Below are 20,619 nucleotides of genomic sequence, written 5' to 3'. Positions count from 1 at the left end.
TGTTAATAATTAGTCGAAGAAGATGAACCTGGATCAGGTTTTTTGGGCAGCCTTGCATCACGATTTGGAAAAGCAGGCGGAAGGAATGCGAAGCCAATACGCCAGTTGCAGGTTTGCAAAAACGACGAAGCAAATGCATCGACCGGTTAGTTTTGAAGGATGGGAATTGAAAGTTGTTTTACAATAATTCTACTGCTGATTTGAACGTTTCGTTTTTCTTTTCGTTTTGTGTTAACCCCTGAAAAGGGCTAATTTCGATCTCTTAACCAATTGATCAAACCATACGAAAACAATAGTCTTGGCTATTGCCTAAATCTTTAACGATCGATGATCCTTATTGTTGATGATAGACAGGAAAATCTTTTTTCACTTAAAACCGTACTGGAGCAACACGGTTTTTCGTCCGACACGGCACTGTCCGGCGAGGAAGCCCTGAAAAAAGTGCTAAAGAAAGAATATGCCCTGATCATTCTAGATGTGCAAATGCCGGTGATGGATGGCTTTGAAGTGGCCGAAGCCATTACGGGCATGAACAAAACCAAAGACATTCCCATTATTTTCCTGTCGGCTGTCAATACCCACAAACGGTTTATCACAAAAGGATTTGAATCGGGTGCGGTGGATTACCTGACCAAGCCCGTTGATCCCGACATCCTCATGCTGAAAGTGCGCAACTTCTTTCGGCTCTACGAAAAAAACCATGCGCTAAAGGAAGCGGAAAAAGAACTGACAGCCACTGTCAACGAGTTGCATTCCACACTGGAGTCGCTGCCGCAACTGGCGTTTACCACAAATAAAAAGGGCAAAATTGAAACGGTGAACAACCAGTGGTTTTCTTTCGTCGCTTCGAAAGAACAGTTTCCCGAAACACTCCCCGGCACCCCGTCGCTTCGTGATGTATGGCTGGAAAGCATTACCGACGGGCAGTCGCTGGAAACCGAAGTCTGTATCCGCAGGATGGATGACGGGCAATACTATTATCATCTCTTGCGGGCCACACCGGTTTACGTGGGCGAGAGCATTGCCCGCTGGGTAGGGACCCTGACGTCCATCCACGAGCAAAAAATACTGAACGAAACGCTGGAACGGAAAGTTGCCGAACGGACACGGGAACTGCTGGAAAGCAACCGCGAACTGGAGATCAGCAACAATGAACTGCAACAGTTCACCTCCGTGGCCTCGCACGACCTGAAAGAGCCGTTGCGCAAGATCCAGTTCTTTGGCAGCATGATCGCCGACAGCGGTGAACTGGATGAAAAAATGGCCGTTTACATGGACAAGATCATCCGTTCCGCCAACCGCATGAGTCAACTGATCTCGGACCTGCTTTCGTTTGCCCGCATCTCGGAAGATCTGGCGTTCGAAATGGCGGATATCAAAACCATTATCCAGGATATTCTCGTCGATCTCGAATTACACATTGACGAGAAAAAAGCCGTTGTTGATGTGGGACCAATTCCAGCCTTGCCGGTCGTGCCGTCGCTGATTCGCCAGCTTTTTCAAAACCTGATCAGCAATGCATTGAAGTTTTCGAAGCCCGGTGTTGCGCCGCATATCCGCATCTGGGCGAAAGAAGTGGTGCTGGACCGGCCGTCTTCGCATCATGAAGATTCCAGGTATTGCCGGATCTGCGTGGCCGATAACGGAATCGGCTTTGATGAAAAATACAAGGACAAGATTTTTACCCTTTTCCAGCGACTCCATTCCAGGGAAGCCTACGAAGGCACGGGCATCGGACTGACCATTGCCAAGAAAATCGTGGAAAAGCACAACGGTGAAATTTCCGTTGAAAGCCATCCCGGTGTCGGCACCACCTTTGTCGTGCTGCTTCCCCTGCAGCAAAAACGATTTCTCGAGCACACCGCCCATTCACCCGTAGAAAAAAGTCAGCCTACATGAACGGATTTTTCAGACGATTAGCCTTGCCCGCCAAACTTGCCTTGCTGGGTCTTTTACCCCTGCTTTTTTTGGTCGTGGTCGTTTTCCAGTACAACAACGAAAAAAACCAGAAACTGGCCATGCTGGATGGTTATCGCAACCGGATCAAACAGGCGGTCAGCATCAATGAACTGGTCGACGTTCTACAGATGGAACGGCGGTACAGTTTTGTTTATGCCACCAACAATACCCTGCAGACAGAAATGCTGCAGCAGCGGACAAGAGTGGACGATGTAAGCCGGCGTGTAGGGGAAGAGGGCGAAGAAATGACCGGTTATGAATCCTACACGTTTTTAGACCAGTTAAAAAACGTTCGTACACGGGTCGACAACCACGAAATACAGCCGCTGGACGTGCTGAATTTCTATACCAATGCCATCTTCCGGCTCACGTCACTGAACAACGTCGCTGCCGGAAACGTGTTGTACCTACAGCCGGTGATCAAAGCGGTAAGAGGACAAAAATTGCTTTCGGATATCATCACCTACAAAGGAATTGTTCTGGCGCAGATCTATTTCCTGCTGGAATCCAAGCAACAAAATCCCCAGTTGATCGCCAGCATTAATCAAATGCAGGAAATCATTGCCAGCTATGTGCGTGAATTCACCCTGAAAGGGCCGCCTGCTAAAGTGGCGGAGCTGAACAACCTGCGCACGGAGGCGAACACCAAACAGGCGGCGGCCGTGGAAGCGGCCGTTGCAACGACCCGGAAAATCGACACCACGGTGAACGGTGATGTGTACTGGGCTGCAGCCACCAATGCGGTGAACAAATTAAAAGCCTTGCAGGCAAGCATGATCCAGGAAGCAGGAAAAGGTGCCGATGAAATTTACCGCAGGGAAAAACAACAACAAACCTGGAGCCTCGTCATGCTCCTGGCGATCCTGGCGCTGGTAGCCGTTTTTCTTGTATACACGATCCGGGTGATCACCTCGTCGTTGAGCGATTTGCGCACGGCAGCCGAAGACCTGGCTGCCGGCCGCACCGGTCTGTCCATTCGCCCCGAAAGCAATGACGCCATTGGTTCGCTCACCCGTTCCATTCTTTCGCTCGACAACAACAGCCAGCAGTTGGCGCTGGCTGCAAAGGTGATCGGCGATGGTGATTTCAGTGCGCCGGTGCATCCGCGCAGCAAGGATGATGTATTGGGAAATTCGCTTGTGCACATGCGTGACAACCTGCAGCAATACGCGAAAGAAAGCGATGAAAAAATCTGGACACAAACCGGGCTTTCTTCCCTCAGCGACCTGCTCCGGGGCGAAAAAACAATTGACGAAATCAGCAGGAATTCTATCAATCTTCTGGTTCCTTACCTTGGATGTGAAAGCGGGCTGTTTTATTCGGCTTATGAGAACAGGCTTCATTTTGAAGCGGGATACGCGGTAAGCAAGATGGATGAGGTGCCAAAAGATTTGCAGTTTGGCGAAACGCTGATTGGGCAGGCCGCAGCACAAAAGCAATTGCTGCACCTGAAGGATGTGCCCGAGTCATTTTTGCAAATCCGTTCCGGGCTGGGTACCTCACATCCAAAACATGTCGTTGTCGTTCCGCTTTATGCGGATACGATTGTCAAAGGCATCATCGAAATTGCCTCCCTGCACGAGATCGACGAGTATAAAATTGCTTTCCTGCGGGAAGCTGCAACCGATATCGCCATCAGCATCCGGACGGCCAGGAGCAAAGTGCAATTGCAAAAATTGCTGGAGCAAACGCAGGCACAGGCGGAAGAGTTGCAGGCACAGCACGCGGAACTGGAAAACATCAATGCGGAACTGGAAGCGCAGGCGGAAAAACTCCAGACCTCGGAAGAAGAACTAAAAGTGCAGCAGGAAGAACTGATGCAGGCCAACCAGGAACTGGAAGAGCGGACCCGCCAACTGGAAGAGCGCAACGCCCTGATCGTGGAGCGCAATATCGAGATCCAGCAAAAGGCCGAAGAACTGGCCCTGAGCACTAAGTACAAGTCGGAGTTTCTTGCCAATATGTCGCACGAACTGCGCACACCGCTCAATTCGATCTTGCTGCTTTCGCGGTTGCTGGCGGAGAACAACGAGACCAACCTGAATCACGAGCAGGTCGAATATGCGAAAGTGATCCAGAGTTCCGGCCAGGGCCTCCTGTCGCTGATCGACGAAATTCTTGACCTGTCCAAGATCGAAGCCGGCAAGATGCAGCTGGAGTATGTTCCTGTAATAGTGCAGGAAATCACGGCCGATATGAAAGCGCTTTTTGCACCGGTTGCCAGGGAAAAAGGGATCGGGTTCGAAATCAATGTGGCGCCGGAGGTGCCGTCGCAACTCGAAACTGACAAGCTGCGGCTGGAGCAGGTCTTGCGCAACCTGCTTTCCAATGCCATCAAGTTTACGGCCCAGGGCTCGGTACAATTGAACGTGTCAACCCTGCCGGACGATCATCCATTTCTTGCCTTCACCGTAAAAGACACCGGAATCGGAATTCCGGCGGAAAAACAGGCCCTCATCTTCGAGGCGTTTCAGCAGGCCGATGGTTCCACACGGAGAAAATACGGCGGCACGGGTTTGGGCCTTTCGATCAGCCGCGAACTGATCCGGTTGCTGGGCGGTGAGATTAAGCTGGCAAGCGAGCCGGGAAAAGGCAGCGAGTTTACCGTGTATGTACCCAAGGCAAAGATGAAAGACGTGCCAATGCCGGCAGCTGTTCCCGAACCGGTTGTGGCGGCCGAAACCACCGTCACCAGGCCGGCAAAGGCAAAAAACTTCCGTTCGGACAAAATTCCCGAAAGCCTGCCGGATGATCGCAACAGCACAAACTCGCAGGACAAAACGATCCTGATCATTGAAGACGATACGGCATTTGCCAAAGCCCTTCTCGATTACACACACCAGAAAGGATACAAAGGCCTTGTTGCGGTTCGCGGCGACGAAGGCATTGCGCTGGCGCAGCAATACCGGCCTACGGGTATTTTGCTCGACATTCAATTGCCGGTGAAAGATGGCTGGGAAGTGATGGAAGAATTAAAGGCCAATCCCGCTACCCGCCACATTCCCGTGCACATGATGTCGGCGTACGAGGCAAAAAAAGAAAGCCTGCAAAAAGGTGCCATCGATTTCATCAGCAAGCCGGTTGCATTCGACCAGATGCAGGAAGTGTTTAAAAAGATCGAGCATGTGTTGAGCAAGGAGCACAAGAAAGTGTTGATTGTGGAAGAAAACCCGCAACATGCAAAGGCGCTTGCGTATTTTCTGGAATCGTTTCATGTCTCCGCACAAATTTCACCGACCGTAAACGAAGGGGTGAATGCCTTGCAGAAAGACGAAGTGGATTGCGTGATTCTCGACATGGGCATTCCCGATCAGCAGGCATACGAAACCCTTGAAACCGTCAAGCAAAATCCCGGTCTCGAAAATCTGCCCATCATCATTTTCACCGGGAAAAGCCTGTCGAAAACGGAAGAATCGAAGATTCGCCAGTATGCCGATTCGATTGTGATCAAAACGGCGCATTCGTACCAACGCATCCTTGATGAAGTATCGCTTTTCCTTCACCTGGTGGAAGAAGCCAGTCGCAAAGACAAGCCCGCCGGCTACCGCCGCATGGGCGCATTGAACGAAGTGTTGTCCGGCAAAAAAATTCTCGTCACCGACGACGACGTTCGCAATATTTTTTCACTCACCAAAGCGCTGGAACTGCACAACGTGCAGGTGATTGCGGCCATGGATGGTAAGGAAGCCTTGCAAAAGCTGGCCGAAAATCCCGATATCAATGCCGTGCTCATGGACATCATGATGCCCGAAATGGATGGTTACGAAGCCATGCAGCAAATCCGGAAAAAGCCGCAGTACCGCAACCTGCCCATCATTGCCATTACGGCCAAAGCCATGACTGGCGACCGGGAAAAATGCATTAAGGCGGGCGCCTCGGATTATATTTCAAAACCGGTCGACATCGACCAGTTGTTGTCGCTGTTACGTGTATGGCTCTACGATAAAAGCTTTTAATTCATGAACGAAAAAGAAAACACAATCCTGCTTATCGACGACGACAGCCGCAACATTTTTGCCCTGTCGGCCGTACTGCGAGCCAAAGGCTTCGACGTGCTGTCCGCTCCATCGGCACAGGAAGGAATTGCGCTGCTGCAAAAACAAAAAGGCATCAAGGTTGTTTTACTCGATATGATGATGCCCGGCATGGACGGTTACCAGGCGCTGTCGATTTTGAAAACTGAGCCGGACCTGGCTGAGATCCCTGTATTTGCCGTAACGGCGCAGGCCATGGTCGGCGACCGGGAGCGCTGCCTGGAAGCCGGTGCGGACGAATACATTTCCAAGCCCGTCGACGTGGATGTATTACTGTCCCTGTTAAAAGCGCATAAAGTCGAAAGCTAGGATGAAGGATGAAGAGGTGAACATATTGCTGAACGATCTGCTGGAGGTGTATGGGTATGATTTCAACGACTATTCCAAGGCCTCGTTGAAACGGCGGATGCAGCGGCTGTTTGCGCTGGATAAATTTCCCAGTTTTGCCGAGTTCCGTTACCGTGTCCGCAACGATGAAATCTATCTGAAACGCTTCGTCGAAGAGATCACAGTAAATGTGACCGAAATGTTCCGCGACCCGGCGTTCTACAAACTGCTTCGCAAAGAAGTGTTACCCCTGCTGGCAACCTATCCCTTTATCCGCATCTGGCATGCGGGCTGTTCCACCGGTGAAGAAGTGTATTCGATGGCCATCCTGCTCCAGGAAGCGAACCTGCTTCACAAATCCCTGCTCTATGCCACCGACCTTAATCCTGATGTGCTGGAAAAAGCCAAAGCCGGTATTTTCCCGCTCAGCACCATGAAGCAGTATTCGGAGAACTACATCCTATCCGGTGGTACGCATGATTTTTCATCTTATTACACCACCCGGTATGACTATGCAAAATTCAACCGCGACCTGGCGCAGCGCATGGTCTTTGCCACGCACAACCTGGTGTCGGACGGATCGTTCAACCAGTTCCAGTTGATTCTTTGTCGCAACGTGATGATCTATTTTGAAAAGCCGTTGCAGGACCGGGTGCTGACCCTTTTTGATCAAAGCCTCGAGCCGCTGGGTTTCCTCGCACTGGGTGCAAAAGAAACCCTCCGCTTTTCCGATATCGCTTCGCACTACAAACAATTGGGCAAGGAAAAAATATGGCGCAAGGGAGCATCATAAAAAAAGAGTTGCTGCTCATTGGCGGGTCGGCAGGGAGTCTGGAAGCGATCCTGCAATTGCTGCCGGCAATCCAAAACGAAAAAGGCCTGGCAATTGTGCTGGTGCTCCACCGCCGGAATAGCGAATCACTGCTTCCCAACCTGCTCTCCGAGAAAATTGCCTGGCCGGTAAAGGAGGCAGAGGAAAAAGAAACCATCTTGGCCGGCACCGTTTACATTGCCCCTGCCGATTATCACCTGCTGATCGAGAACGACAAAACGATCTCGCTGGATTATTCCGAAAAAGTGCACTATAGCCGCCCCTCTATCGATGTTACCTTCGAGTCGGCGGCCGAGGTGTACGGTGAATCTTTGATTGCGATCCTGCTCTCCGGCGCCAACCAGGATGGCTCCGTTGGGCTAAAAAAAATAAAAGAAGCAGGCGGGTACGTCATCGTGCAGGACCCTACGGAAGCGGTTGTGAGCTACATGCCCCAATACGCGATTGACCATGTCCGTGTCGATGCCGTGTTGCCGGTTGCAAAAATGCCTGCGCTGATTCACGAGCTCCTGCCGTGATGCGTTCTTTCCGTTTTTCCTTCTTTAATTTTGCTGTTTCCTTTTCACCCGTTAACGATCGTTCGCATGAAAGCAATTGTATTAACAGAAGCCGGCGGACCCGAGAACCTGCAGATGCAGGAGTTGCCAACGCCGCAGCCAAAAGAAGGAGAGGTGCTGGTGAAGGTTCACGCCTTCAGCATTAATCCGGTCGATATCAAAACACGCAAGGGCGGGGGTTTGCTTGCCGGCATGAAGGAAAGCGCACCGGTGATCCTCGGCTGGGATATTTCGGGGGTCGTCGAGGCAGTCGGTGCCAATGTGCACGGTTTTCGTGAGGGTGATGCCGTGTTTGGAATGGTCAATTTTCCCGGGAATGGAAAGGCCTATGCCGAATACGTGGCGGCCCCGGCAGCGCACCTGGCGCTGAAGCCTGCAGCCATTTCGCACGAGGAAGCTGCGGCAACAACGCTGGCGGCCCTCACCGCCTGGCAGGTATTGACGCAGCAGGCCGGTCTGCAAAAGGGGCAGCGTGTGCTCATCCATGCGGCGGCAGGTGGTGTTGGTCATTTTGCCGTGCAAATGGCCAAATACCTTGGGGCATCTGTCACCGGTACGGCTTCTGCCGAAAACAAAGATTTCCTGTTGGCGTTGGGTGTTGACCAGTTTATTGATTATACGAAAGAAGAGGTCGCCAATGCGGTCAACGACGCGGATGTCGTGCTTGATCCGCTTGGCGGCGAAACAACTGTCAAATCACTGCAGACGCTAAAGCCCGGCGGCACACTTGTGTCGATAGTCGGCGGCGCCAAAGAGCCGGTTCAGCAGCAGGCAAAGGAAAAAGGCGTAACGGCTAAAAACTACCTCGTGCATTCGAGAGGCGAAGACATGGCCCGGATGGCGACCCTGCTGGAAGATGGCTTTCTTAAGCCGACTGTTTCGCACATTTACACGTTTGCACAGATTGCCGAGGCGCACCGCCAAATCGAAACCGGAAAAACCAGGGGAAAAATCGTGGTGCAGATCGGTTAAACCACCGGCCTTCGCTGCAGCCGCTCAACAGTTATTGCACCAGTTCACCAGTTTCTGCGCGATTTCCTTGATCCCCGAAACGCTGGACGGCTTGATAACATAGTCTTTTGCCCCCAGGTACAGGCAGGTTTTGATAAAAAGTGAGGAGTTGGATGTACTCCAGATGACCTTCTTGATGTGTTGGTAGCGGGGGCATCTGTTGAGGTGTCGCAGGATGTCCGCCCCATTGATCTCCGGGATATTGTAATCGAGGAGGATCAGGCAGGGAAGCTGCTCATCGGCGGTTTTTTCGAGATGTTCGATGAATTTGGCACCGTTGGTAAAGCTGGTGAGGAAAACGTCAGGGGCGATCGAACGGATCGCATCTTCCAAAAATTCTTGGTCATCAATGTCATCCTCAGCAAGGAAAATGGTACAGGACACTGGGTTTTTATTGTTTAGTCGGAGTGTAACAGTCGGTTTTAACGGCTTAAAGGTAAAGACAAAACAGTTGTGCTTCCTACTTCCTTTTCTGCGGTTTTCGGCATCTGTTAAAAGGAGTAGAATTACCAAATCACTTTTCCGCAAATTCCGAAGTTTTTTGCTAGGTTTGGCGCACTCAATTCACCTTTTACCATGAGTATCAAAAAGAAAAATACGAATGGTGTCCTGCAGACACCCGTCCCTACTGTATTTGATGGTGTGCCGGTTTCCTCCGAAACCGAAGCGGCCAACGGAACGAAAACGCCCGGAAAACCCAGAAAGGTCAAACCCGAACAAGCGTTGGACGACGAGGTCGACAGCCGTGAACTCCTCCGGGTTTTATCCGAAGTCAAGAATGGAAATTTTGCTGCCCGCATGGCTGTCGACAAGGTCGGCATCAGCGGGAAAATCTACGATACGCTTAACGAGATTATTGCTCTTAACGAAACGCTGGTATCCGAGCTAAACCAGGCACGGAACATCATCGGCAAGCAGGGAAAGCTCAACCACCGCGTGGAAATGCCCCGCATGGCCCGCGGTTCCTGGAGCGCTGCCTCCGAATCAATCAACACCCTGATCTCGGACCTTGTTCACCCAACGATTGAAATTGCCCACGTAATCTCGTCGGTGGCGAAGGGAAATCTTTCGCAGGAAATGCCGCTGCAGATCGGCGAGCACCGCCTGCAGGGAGAGTTCTCCCGTATTGCCTCCGAGGTAAACGACATGGTGAAGCAGTTGAACCTCTTCTCCATGGAGGTGACCCGTGTGGCCCGTGAAGTGGGCTCCGAGGGTAAACTGGGAGGCCAGGCCAAGGTAAAAGGTGTAGCCGGCGTATGGAAAGACCTCACCGACTCGGTAAACCTCATGGCCGGTAACCTCACCGCCCAGGTGCGGAACATCGCCGAGGTAACCACGGCGGTGGCAAAGGGTGATTTGAGTAAAAAAATTACGGTAGACGTACAGGGTGAAATCCTTGAATTAAAAAACACCATCAACACGATGGTGGACCAATTGAACTCCTTCTCCTCCGAGGTAACCCGTGTGGCCCGTGAAGTGGGCTCCGAGGGTAAACTGGGAGGCCAGGCCGAGGTGCCGGGTGTTTCCGGTACCTGGAAGGATCTGACCGACTCGGTAAACCAGATGGCCTCGAACCTAACCGGCCAGGTGCGGAACATCGCCGAGGTGACGACGGCCATTTCCCGCGGCGACCTTTCACGGAAGATCACGGTGGATGTGCGGGGTGAAATCCTTGAGCTGAAGAACACCATCAACACGATGGTGGACCAGCTCAACTCCTTCTCTGCCGAGGTAACCCGTGTGGCCCGTGAAGTGGGCTCCGAGGGTAAACTGGGAGGCCAGGCAACGGTAAAAGGTGTGGGTGGTGTATGGAAGGACCTGACTGATAACGTAAACCAGCTGGCCGGTAACCTGACCGTCCAGTTGCGTGACGTATCGAAGGTGGCAACCGCCATCGCCAACGGTGACCTGACGCAAAAAATCACCGTTGATGTAAAAGGAGAGATCCTCCAGATCAAGGACGTGATCAACCGGATGGTGGACCAGTTGAACTCCTTTGCCTCCGAGGTAACCCGTGTGGCCCTCGAGGTAGGTACGGAAGGAAAACTCGGCGGCCAGGCGAAAGTGCAGGGAGTGGGAGGAACCTGGAAAGACCTCACCGACTCCGTGAACAACATGGCCGGTAACCTGACCGCCCAGGTGCGGAACATCGCCGAGGTAACGACGGCCGTGGCGAATGGTGATTTGAGTAAAAAAATTACGGTGGATGTTGCCGGTGAGATCCTCGAACTGAAAAAGACCATCAACACGATGGTGGACCAGTTGAACTCCTTTGCCTCCGAGGTAACCCGTGTGGCCCTCGAGGTAGGTACGGAAGGAAAACTCGGCGGCCAGGCGAAAGTGCAGGGCGTGGGAGGAACCTGGAAGGATTTGACGGAATCGGTAAACCAGATGGGATCGAACCTGACAGCGCAGGTGCGGAACATCGCCGAGGTGACAACCGCCGTGGCCAAGGGAGATCTTTCCCGCAAGATCACGGTGGACGTAAAAGGAGAGATCCTGGAGTTGAAAAACACTATCAACACGATGGTGGACCAGTTGAACTCCTTTGGTTCGGAGGTAACGAGGGTGGCCCGCGAGGTTGGTTCGGAAGGACGACTGGGAGGCCAGGCCGACGTACCCGGTGTGGAAGGCCTTTGGAAAGATTTGACTGACTCTGTAAATAAAATGGCCTCGAACCTTACCGGCCAGGTGCGGAACATCGCCGAGGTAACAACGGCGGTGGCGAACGGTGACCTGTCGCGGAAGATCGAGGTGGATGTAAAAGGAGAGATCCTGGAGTTGAAAAACACCATCAACACGATGGTGGACCAGCTCCGTGCCTTCGCCTCCGAGGTAACCCGTGTGGCAAGGGAAGTGGGTACGGAAGGAAAGCTGGGAGGTCAGGCGCACGTACCGGGAGTAGCGGGTACCTGGAAGGACCTGACCGACTCGGTGAATAACATGGCCGGTAACCTGACCGCCCAGGTGCGGAACATCGCCGAAGTGGCCATCGCGGTGGCGAACGGAGACATGAGCCGCAAGATCACGGTGGACGTACGCGGTGAGATCCTCCAGTTGAAGGAAACGCTGAACACGATGGTGGACCAGCTCCGTGCCTTCGCCTCCGAGGTAACAAGGGTTGCCCGCGAGGTAGGTACCGATGGTAAACTGGGTGGACAGGCCTTCGTACCCGGTGTGGGTGGAACGTGGAAAGACCTGACCGACTCGGTGAACCAGATGACGGGTAACCTGACGCTCCAGGTGCGGAACATCGCCGAAGTAACCAAAGCGGTGGCCTCCGGTGACCTGTCGAAAAAAGTAACGATTGACGTAAAAGGAGAGATCCTTGACCTGAAGAATACCATCAACACGATGGTGGACCAGTTGAACTCCTTTGCCTTCGAGGTAACGAGGGTGGCGAGAGAGGTCGGTACGGAAGGAAAGCTGGGTGGCCAGGCCGAGGTGCAGGGTGTGGCCGGTACCTGGAAGGACCTGACGGACTCGGTGAACATGATGGCCTCGAACCTCACCAACCAGGTGCGGGGGATTGCCAAGGTGGTAACAGCCGTGGCAACCGGTAACCTGAAACAAAAACTCTCGATCGTATCCCGTGGCGAGGTAGCGCAACTGACCGATACCATCAACGAAATGATTGATACGCTGGCGGTGTTTGCCGACCAGGTAACCACCGTGGCCCGCGAGGTAGGTGTGGAAGGACGACTGGGTGGACAGGCCTCGGTGCCCGGCGCCTCCGGTACATGGAAGGATCTGACGGAAAACGTAAACCAGCTTGCTGAAAACCTGACAACCCAGGTGCGTGCCATCTCCGAGGTGGCCAGTGCGGTAACCAAGGGTGACCTGACCCGGATGATCCGCGTGGATGCAAGGGGCGAGGTAGAAGAGCTGAAAGATACCATCAACCAGATGATCGCCAACCTGAAAGCAACAACCTTGCTGAACCAGGAACAGGACTGGTTGAAATCGAACCTGGCCAAGTTCACACAGATGTTGCAGGGACAAAAAGACCTGAACACGGTAACACGGCGGATCCTTTCCGAATTGGCCCAGGTAGCCGATGCACAGTTGGGCATGTTCTATATTCTGGAACAGGACGAATTCGAACAAAACAAAAAGCTCAAATTGTTCTCGGCCTATGCCTTCAACGAAGAACAAAACATCCAAAAAGAGTTTGCCTTAGGACAGGGCCTGGTAGGACAGTGCGCCGTGGAAAAAGAACGAATCCTGCTGACCAACGTGCCGAGCAATTATGTGCGGATCGGTTCCGGCTTAGGTGAGTCGCTACCGGTGAGTGTGATCGTGCTGCCGGTGTTGTTCGAAAACCAGATCAAGGCGGTAATTGAGCTGGCTTCGTTTGGAGAGTTCAGCGAAACCCACCTCGACTTCTTGAGCCAGTTGACCGAATCGATCGGTATCGTATTGAACACGATCGAAGCCAACACGAGAACCGAGGAACTGCTGGCACAGTCGCAATCGCTGACGGATGAATTGCGGCGGACGAACGAAGAACTGCAGGATAAAGCCCACCTCCTGGTAAAGCAAAAAGAAGAAGTGGAAGCCAAAAACAAAGAGGTGGAAGATGCACGGAAATCGCTGGAAGAAAAAGCCGAGCAGTTGCAGATCACGTCGAAGTATAAATCTGAGTTCCTGGCCAACATGTCGCACGAGCTGCGGACGCCGTTGAACTCCCTGTTGATCCTGGCACAACAACTTTACGAAAACCGTGAAGGCAACCTGTCCGAAAAACAGGTGCGTTATGCAAAGACCATTCACTCCTGCGGTGATGACCTGATCCAGCTGATCAACGATATTCTTGACCTGTCGAAGATCGAATCCGGTTACATTTCCACAGAATTTATCAATGTTCGCTTTAACGAGATCACCTCGTTTGTTGAGACAACCTTCAAGCACATTTCGGAAAGCAAGAGCCTCAAGTTCGCCATCGAAATGGACAAGCACCTTCCGGACACGATCGAAACCGACGTGCAGCGGCTGAACCAGATCCTGAAGAACCTCCTGTCGAATGCGTTTAAGTTTACCGACAAGGGAGGTGTGCAACTCAAGATCTACGAGGCGAAACGAAACTGGCGGCAGTTGAACCCGAATCTCGACAACGCCAATAAAGTCGTGGCCTTCGAGATCAAAGACTCGGGTATCGGAATTTCGAAAGACAAGCACAAGATCATCTTCGAATCCTTCCAGCAGGCAGAAGGCTCCACGTCCCGCAAATACGGCGGTACCGGTTTGGGACTATCGATCTCCCGTGGTCTGGCCGACCTCCTGGGTGGATCAATCGAACTGGAAAGTGAAGTAGGGCAGGGCAGTACATTCACCCTGTACCTGCCGATCGATTACAACCCCAACATGGTGAAGAAGGAAAAGCAAAGCAGCCTGACCGTTAGCGAATACAAACTGGCGGAGACGCTGAGCAGCGACGATGTAACGATCGAATCGGTACCGACCATCAAAGTGGCCAACGAGGTAAAAGACCTCAACGTGCTGAACGAGATCATCAACGAAGTGGGCGACGACCGCAACAACATCCTACCCACCGATAAAGTGGTGCTGGTGGTGGAAGACGACATTCGTTTTGCCAAGATCATGGTGGAGAAAGCCCACGAGATGAACCTGAAGGTGGTGGTGGCCACGGGCTTTGGCGATGTGTTTGATCTGACCAACAAATACAATCCCATTGCCGTAACGCTGGATGTGAAACTTCCGGATGCGAGCGGCTGGCGCATTCTTGACCTGTTCAAAAACGATATCAACTTCCGACATATTCCGGTGCACCTGATTTCGGGTGAGGAAAACCGCCTGCTGGCCATGCAGCGCGGGGCCCGCAGTTTCCACCTGAAACCGCTGAAAGCAGAGGCACTTTCCGTGTTGTTCGAAGACATCATTCAATACCAGCAGGACCGCCCCAAACGGCTGCTGATCGTGGAAGACAATGAGCTCGATTCATCGCAGATTGCCAAGATCCTCGACCTGGGTGAGGATATCATCAACATGGATTTCGTGAGCACCGGCGAGCAGGGCATAGCCATGCTGAACGCAAAATCGTACGATTGCGTGATCGTGGACTACATGCTGCCCGACATTGGTGGAATGGAGTTTGTAACCCAAATCCACGAACTGAGAAAAGACAAGATGATGCCGGTGCTGGTGTACTCGGCCAAGGATTTCTCGCCGAAAGAGAAAACCCAGTTGAAACAGTATGCCAACCGCATTCTGCTGAAGGATGTGAACTCGGTCGACCTCCTGCTGGAAGAAGTGGTGATGCTGCTGCATATCAATCACAAAGAGCTGCAGCCCGAGAAGCAAATGATCATTGAAAATCTCCGCAGCCGCGAGGATGTGCTGGCTACTAAGACCATCCTGATCGTGGATGATGATGTGCGGAACCTGTTTGCACTGACCACCGCTTTTGAGCGATACAATATCAATTGCATCACGGCGGAAAGCGGCCAGGAGGCCATCAATATTTTGACCGACAACAAATCGGTTGATATGGTGCTGATGGATATCATGATGCCCGAAATGGACGGTTACGAAACAACGCAAAAGATCAGGCGGGAGCATAAGAACAGCAGCCTGCCGATCATTGCTGTTACGGCCAAAGCCATGAAGGGCGACCGTGAAAAATGCATTGAAGCCGGCGCATCGGATTATATTACAAAGCCGGTGAAAATTGACCAGTTATTGTCGCTGATGCGAGTATGGCTGTATAAATAAGTGAAATGTGAAACGTCAAACGTCAAACGTCAAACGTAAAGCAGTTGTTAGCCGGTAATCAGGGGCCTTCAGTTTTACGTCTCGCGTTTGATGTTTCATTCAAAAATAGCAGATGGAAGCCTTGAACCTGGACGATATAAAGCTTGAGAAGCGGATCAAAATTTTGATCGTGGACGACCGGCCCGATAACCTGTTATCCATTGAAACGATTCTTGAAAACGACAATTACGAGATCGTCAAAGCGCAGTCGGGAAAAGCGGCGCTGAAAATCCTGCTGAACCAGCACGATTTCACCCTCATCCTCATGGACGTGCAAATGCCCGACATCAACGGACTGGAGACAGCCAGCCTTATTTACCAGCGCGAGAAGCTCAAACATATTCCCATCATCTTCATCACGGCGCATAACTATAACGACGAACATGTGTTCGAGGGCTATAAAATCGGCGCCATCGATTACATCTACAAACCCATCAACCCCGAGTTGCTGCGTTTCAAAGTGGGTGTATTCGCCGAGATGTACCAGAAGAACCACCAGTTGCTGTTGCAGGAGCAGAAGCTGAAACAGATGAACGCCAACCTGGCCCGTGAAATCGAAGAGCGCCGCATGTCGGAAGAAAGGGTGCGCCTGCTGAACCAGCAGTTGCTGGAAAATAACCGCAGCCTGAAAGCCACGATCGAAGAACTGGACCGTTTTGCTTACGTGGCATCGCACGATTTGCAGGAACCGCTGCGGAAAATTCTTGTCTTCAGCGACAAACTGCTGAGTACCCAACGCCAGCATGTTACCGAGGATATGATGCGGTACATGGAAAAGATCATGAAGTCATCGGAGCGCATGCAAAAACTGATCAACGATCTTCTGGCTTTCTCCCGCCAGGAAGACAATGCAGCCGGGTTTACAGAAGTGGACCTGAATCACCTGGTGGCCGACGTGCTTTCGGACATGGAAGTGGAGATTGAAAAAAACAGGGCCCAGGTAAAAGTGGATTCGCTGCCGACGCTTTGGGCCAATCCGAGCGGCATGCGGCAGTTGTTTCAGAATTTGATAAGCAACGCCATAAAATTCCGGAAGCCCGAAATAGTACCCATTGTTTCTATATATTGCCAGGCGAACGATACACCAATGAATAGCGAGTTTGATACCAATTGTCGGATTGTGGTTGAAGACAATGGCATTGGGTTCGACGAAAAATATGCCGAAGAAATCTTTGTTGTTTTCAAGCGGCTGCATAGCTACCATGAATACGAAGGCACCGGCGTGGGACTTTCGATCTGTAAGAAAATTATCGACAAACACCAGGGCCGCATCAGTGCGGAAAGTGAGAATGGCAAAGGGTCGCGGTTCTACATCGACCTGCCGCTTCAAAAGTCCTTCATGAAAATTCCGGATGGCACGCTGAACAAACTTTCCCTGGAAGAATAAAGGGAGTGACTAATTTTTTCTAACGACGGAAGCCCCTTCAGGGCTTTTGTCGTTTCTGGTGTACGACGCCAATGGCTCGTTGCGATAACCGGCTAACGGCGACCGGTCGTTGACGACCCGTAACGCTTTATACCTGTTTCAATTTACCGGCAGAATATTGGCAGCAGCAGATAGTGCTATATTTTCTGTTACTAATATCTCATTATCTCAATATCGCAATATCCAACCATCCGGCTACCGAAGAGAAAACGGCAAATCGCATTGCTGCGCTAATGCTTGCTATCCCATGCAAACGGTGGTGGATTTTCAGCGGAATGCCGTATTTTGTCGAACCAGTCAATAACAAACATTCGTAAAAAATTCCCCTGACGAAATGAAGTGGTTCACTTACCTGAAGAAAGGTTTTTTCCTGGCTAGCTTTTTTGTTGTATCGATAGCCGGCAATTCACAGGAAGAGACAACGTTTACCAATCCTTTATTACCCTCCGGCGCTGATCCCTGGAGCATTTACAAAGACGGCTATTATTATTACACGCATACAACGGGCAACCGATTGGTGCTGTGGAAAGCAAAAAGCATAGCCGACGTAAAATCTGCACCGCAAAAAACAGTGTATTCGCCGCCGAAAGGCATGCCTTACTCACGCCAGCTTTGGGCGCCGGAGCTGCATTTCATCAACAACAAATGGTACCTCTATTTTGCGGCTGACAGCGGACGAAACGAAAACCACCGCATTTGGGTTTTGGAGAACCCGTCAAAAGACCCGATGGAAGGTGAGTGGACCCTGAAGGGCAAAGTGGCGGATGCAACCGATAAATGGGCGATTGATGCATCGGTCTTTCAACACAAAGGCAAGTGGTACATGATCTGGTCGGGATGGGAAGGAGACGCAAACGGGGAGCAGGATATTTACATTGCCAGGCTTCGAAACCCGTGGACAATTGACGGGGAAAGGGTACGTATTTCCGCTCCCACGTTGGACTGGGAAACACATGGTGATTTAAAGAATGTTAACGATCCGCCACATGTCAATGTCAACGAAGGGCCGCAGTTCCTGCAACACGGCAACAAGGTTTTTGTTGTGTATTCGGCGAGCGGCTGCTGGACAGATTATTATGCCTTGGGACTGTTGTCGGCAGATGCCGGCAGCGATCTTATGGACCCGTCGTCGTGGCATAAGAATCCCGAGCCTGTGTTTAAGCAATCGACCCGGAACGGTGTGTACGCACCGGGGCATAATTCGTTTTTCAAATCACCTGACGGCAAAGAAGATTGGATACTCTATCATGCCAATGCAGAACCGGGGCAGGGCTGTGGCGGCCACCGTTCGCCAAGGGCACAACAATTTACCTGGAATAAGGATGGGATGCCGTATTTCGGTGAGCCGGTGAAATCAGGTGAAACACTTTCGCTCCCTTCCGCTAACAGGAAGGGGAAACAAAAAAAGCAGTAGCTCTTTGTTCACCAGGACTTAATTGATTATATGAAAAAAAATTGCTTGCGGTTACGAATTCCCTTTTTGGTATTCCTTATTTTTTTGCTCGCCGCTACCAACGCACAACAGCCTGGTGGCTTTAACGGGTTGGACATGAACATGGGAAATCTTTCCCGCCTGTCCGATGCCAAAACACGCTCCATCAGCCCGGAAAACTTTACCGGTGCCAAAGGCGGGGGCGGCACGGCCGATCCAAAACTGGACAGCGGGAAACGCAACGTAGCCAACGCCTGGTATGCGGCGCAGGACCTGGGTAAGGGATGGAAAGTGAATCCCTTCATCGAAGTGCGTGGCGGCGAAACGATCACCATTGCCGAAATGGACGGCCCCGGTGCCATCCAGCACATCTGGATGACGCCTACGGGTAACTGGCGGTTTTCCATTTTACGGTTTTATTGGGACGATGAAAATGAACCGTCCATTGAGGTGCCGGTCGGTGATTTTTTCGGGATGGCCTTCAATGAATATGCACCGCTAAATTCACTGGCGGTGACCGTCAATCCCGGCAGCGCATTCAATTGTTACTGGAAGATGCCGTTCCGGAAAAAAGCAAAGATCACGATCGAAAACCTCAACAAGCGGGAGGCCATGCGTCTCTATTACCAGGTAGATTATACGCTGACCAGGATCGGTGATGACGAGGGCTATTTTCATGCACAGTTTCGCCGCTCCAATCCGACCGTGAATGCCACGCATACGCTGGTAGACGGCATCAAAGGCAAAGGGCAATACGTGGGGACCTACATGGCCTGGAACGTCAACAACAATGCCTGGTGGGGCGAAGGGGAGATCAAGTTTTTCCTGGACGGCGACACGCAATATCCCACCATCAACGGCACGGGTACGGAAGATTATTTCTGCGGTTCGTACAATTTCGAAAATCAAAAAACAAAGCAATACCAGGAATTCTCGACGGCTTATGCCGGCCTGCACCAGGTGATTCGTCCGAACGGCTTGTACCTTTCGCAGCAGGCCTTTGGCATGTATCGCTGGCACATCATGGACCCGATCCGTTTTGAAAAGGATTTAAAAGTGACCATCCAGGACCTGGGCTGGCGGCACGACTGGCGGTATTACCCGCAGAAATCAGACATTTCTTCCGTGGTGTTTTGGTACCAGCGCGAACCCCATGCGCCGTTCCCGAAACTGCCTTCGAAAGATGACCTGGAAATTCCGAAATGGTAAACAATGCTTTCGCTTATCTGACGGCGCATCGTAGTGAGACAGGTATTTTTAAAACGAAAGTAGGGAAGAGAGCAGGCAGTAAGCAAGTGGCTGTCGAATCTCCAATGCTGCTGACTCATTAATCCAAACCATTGAATTGAAAACGGGATTACCGTTTCTTTCCCTTAACGACTTCGTAGCGGATCCACAGAAAATCATCGTAAATGCGCCTGACCGATTTCAGGCGGAACCGGGTTGCTTTTCGCTTGCCATAACCTTCTTCGGCTTCGAACGTAGTGGGAGCACCAATGGTGCCATCCGCAATCGGTGCCAGCACCAGGCTGAATTCATCGATCAGTCCTGCTTTGAGAAAGGAGCCGTTTACATGACCACCGCCATCGATGCGAAGGCGTTTGATGCCAAAAAGGGCGTACAGCTTTTTCACCACAAGCGTTAGATCCAACTCCGTTTTCCCTCCAAAAATGTAGGAGACGTTTTTCTGCTGCAAATGCGCCAGGTAGCGGCTGGAAACTTTTTCGGTCAATACTTCGATTACATGTTCGGTGGAAACCATGTTGGTATCCCAGCGGCATTTGCCGGAAGGATCGATGACGACCGCATAGGCTTTGGCTTTGTGCTCGCCGATAAAATCTTCTTTTGGAATGGTGAACCGACCGGCCGGCAGCGGCGGGTTCTTTTTGCTCGAAAACTCCTCCATCGTCACACGGCCCACCAGCCAGGCGTCGGCCTTGATTTTGGAAGCCGGTTCTTCAAAATACTTTGGCGCATCTTTCAGTCCCCAGATGTTTTGCCTGATACGGCCATCGACAGAGCCAAGCATATGACAGATGATATACGGTTTCATGGCTTAACGGTTTTGGCCTGAAAGGTAGAGCAATTTGCAATCAGCAATTGGCGATGGGCGATCTGTAATCGGCGATCGGCAAGTGGAAATTGAAAGGCGGGCCTGCTACCGTTTTCACTGCTTGGTATTGACAAAATATCCAATATCGCATATCCAATACCCATTATCTACTTAACCATTTTCTGACGAGCAAGGCTTCAACAGCAAATACAGGTAA

At 51.6% G+C, this 20,619-nt stretch carries 12 protein-coding genes; 10 read left to right on the top strand and 2 right to left on the bottom strand.

Features of this window, described 5'->3' with window-relative positions; translation table 11 throughout:
* Nucleotides 1–327 precede the first annotated feature (327 nt).
* The 6 genes from D6024_RS23975 to D6024_RS23950 all read left to right on the top strand — a co-directional run bounded on the left by D6024_RS23975 (nucleotide 328) and on the right by D6024_RS23950 (nucleotide 8,681).
* A complete protein-coding gene (locus D6024_RS23975) occupies nucleotides 328–1,899 on the top strand; it encodes a sensor histidine kinase (protein WP_121357358.1) in 1,572 nt (523 codons plus the stop codon).
* Nucleotides 1,896–5,915, top strand: coding sequence for a response regulator (locus D6024_RS23970; protein ID WP_121357357.1), 4,020 nt, complete (start codon nucleotides 1,896–1,898; stop codon nucleotides 5,913–5,915). Before D6024_RS23975 ends, D6024_RS23970 begins: the two co-directional genes overlap by 4 nt.
* Nucleotides 5,916–5,918: 3 nt before the next feature.
* Entirely contained in the window at nucleotides 5,919–6,302 is a 384-nt protein-coding gene (locus tag D6024_RS23965; RefSeq protein ID WP_121357356.1) for a response regulator, read from the top strand.
* 1 nt (nucleotide 6,303) lies between these two features.
* The gene (locus D6024_RS23960) at nucleotides 6,304–7,113 is read left to right on the top strand and encodes a CheR family methyltransferase (protein WP_121357355.1); all 810 of its coding nucleotides are present in this window, start codon (nucleotides 6,304–6,306) and stop codon (nucleotides 7,111–7,113) included.
* Entirely contained in the window at nucleotides 7,092–7,670 is a 579-nt protein-coding gene (locus D6024_RS23955) for a chemotaxis protein CheB (RefSeq protein WP_121357354.1), read from the top strand. Before D6024_RS23960 ends, D6024_RS23955 begins: the two co-directional genes overlap by 22 nt.
* Before the next feature lie 66 nt (nucleotides 7,671–7,736).
* Complete coding sequence (locus D6024_RS23950; RefSeq protein ID WP_121357353.1) at nucleotides 7,737–8,681, top strand: NADP-dependent oxidoreductase; 945 nt, start codon at nucleotides 7,737–7,739, stop codon at nucleotides 8,679–8,681.
* A 24-nt stretch (nucleotides 8,682–8,705) separates the two neighbouring features.
* On the opposite strand, the gene D6024_RS23945 is transcribed toward D6024_RS23950, so the two are convergent.
* A complete protein-coding gene (locus D6024_RS23945; protein ID WP_162944994.1) occupies nucleotides 8,706–9,104 on the bottom strand; it encodes a response regulator in 399 nt (132 codons plus the stop codon).
* Nucleotides 9,105–9,296: 192 nt separating this feature from the next.
* Here D6024_RS23945 and D6024_RS23940 point away from each other — a divergent pair, with 192 nt between their 5' ends.
* From D6024_RS23940 to D6024_RS23925, 4 genes are all read left to right on the top strand, one after another.
* Nucleotides 9,297–15,452 (top strand): hybrid sensor histidine kinase/response regulator, encoded by a 6,156-nt coding sequence (locus D6024_RS23940; RefSeq protein ID WP_121357351.1) that lies wholly within the window; start codon nucleotides 9,297–9,299, stop codon nucleotides 15,450–15,452.
* 112 nt (nucleotides 15,453–15,564) lie between these two features.
* Complete coding sequence (locus D6024_RS23935; RefSeq protein WP_121357350.1) at nucleotides 15,565–16,878, top strand: sensor histidine kinase; 1,314 nt, start codon at nucleotides 15,565–15,567, stop codon at nucleotides 16,876–16,878.
* Between the two features lie 373 nt (nucleotides 16,879–17,251).
* Nucleotides 17,252–18,331, top strand: coding sequence for a glycoside hydrolase family 43 protein (locus tag D6024_RS23930; protein WP_121357349.1), 1,080 nt, complete (start codon nucleotides 17,252–17,254; stop codon nucleotides 18,329–18,331).
* A gap of 30 nt (nucleotides 18,332–18,361) precedes the next feature.
* A complete protein-coding gene (locus tag D6024_RS23925; protein ID WP_121357348.1) occupies nucleotides 18,362–19,558 on the top strand; it encodes a glycoside hydrolase family 172 protein in 1,197 nt (398 codons plus the stop codon).
* A 148-nt stretch (nucleotides 19,559–19,706) separates the two neighbouring features.
* On the opposite strand, the gene D6024_RS23920 is transcribed toward D6024_RS23925, so the two are convergent.
* Entirely contained in the window at nucleotides 19,707–20,402 is a 696-nt protein-coding gene (locus tag D6024_RS23920; protein ID WP_121357347.1) for a RibD family protein, read from the bottom strand.
* Nucleotides 20,403–20,619 lie beyond the last annotated feature (217 nt).

The sequence above is a fragment of the Flavisolibacter nicotianae genome, assembly GCF_003628535.1.
Classification (GTDB): Bacteria; Bacteroidota; Bacteroidia; order Chitinophagales; family Chitinophagaceae; genus Flavisolibacter; species Flavisolibacter nicotianae.
The sequence above is the reverse complement of the archived record's forward strand: the minus strand, read 5'-3'. Positions and strand labels throughout refer to the sequence as shown.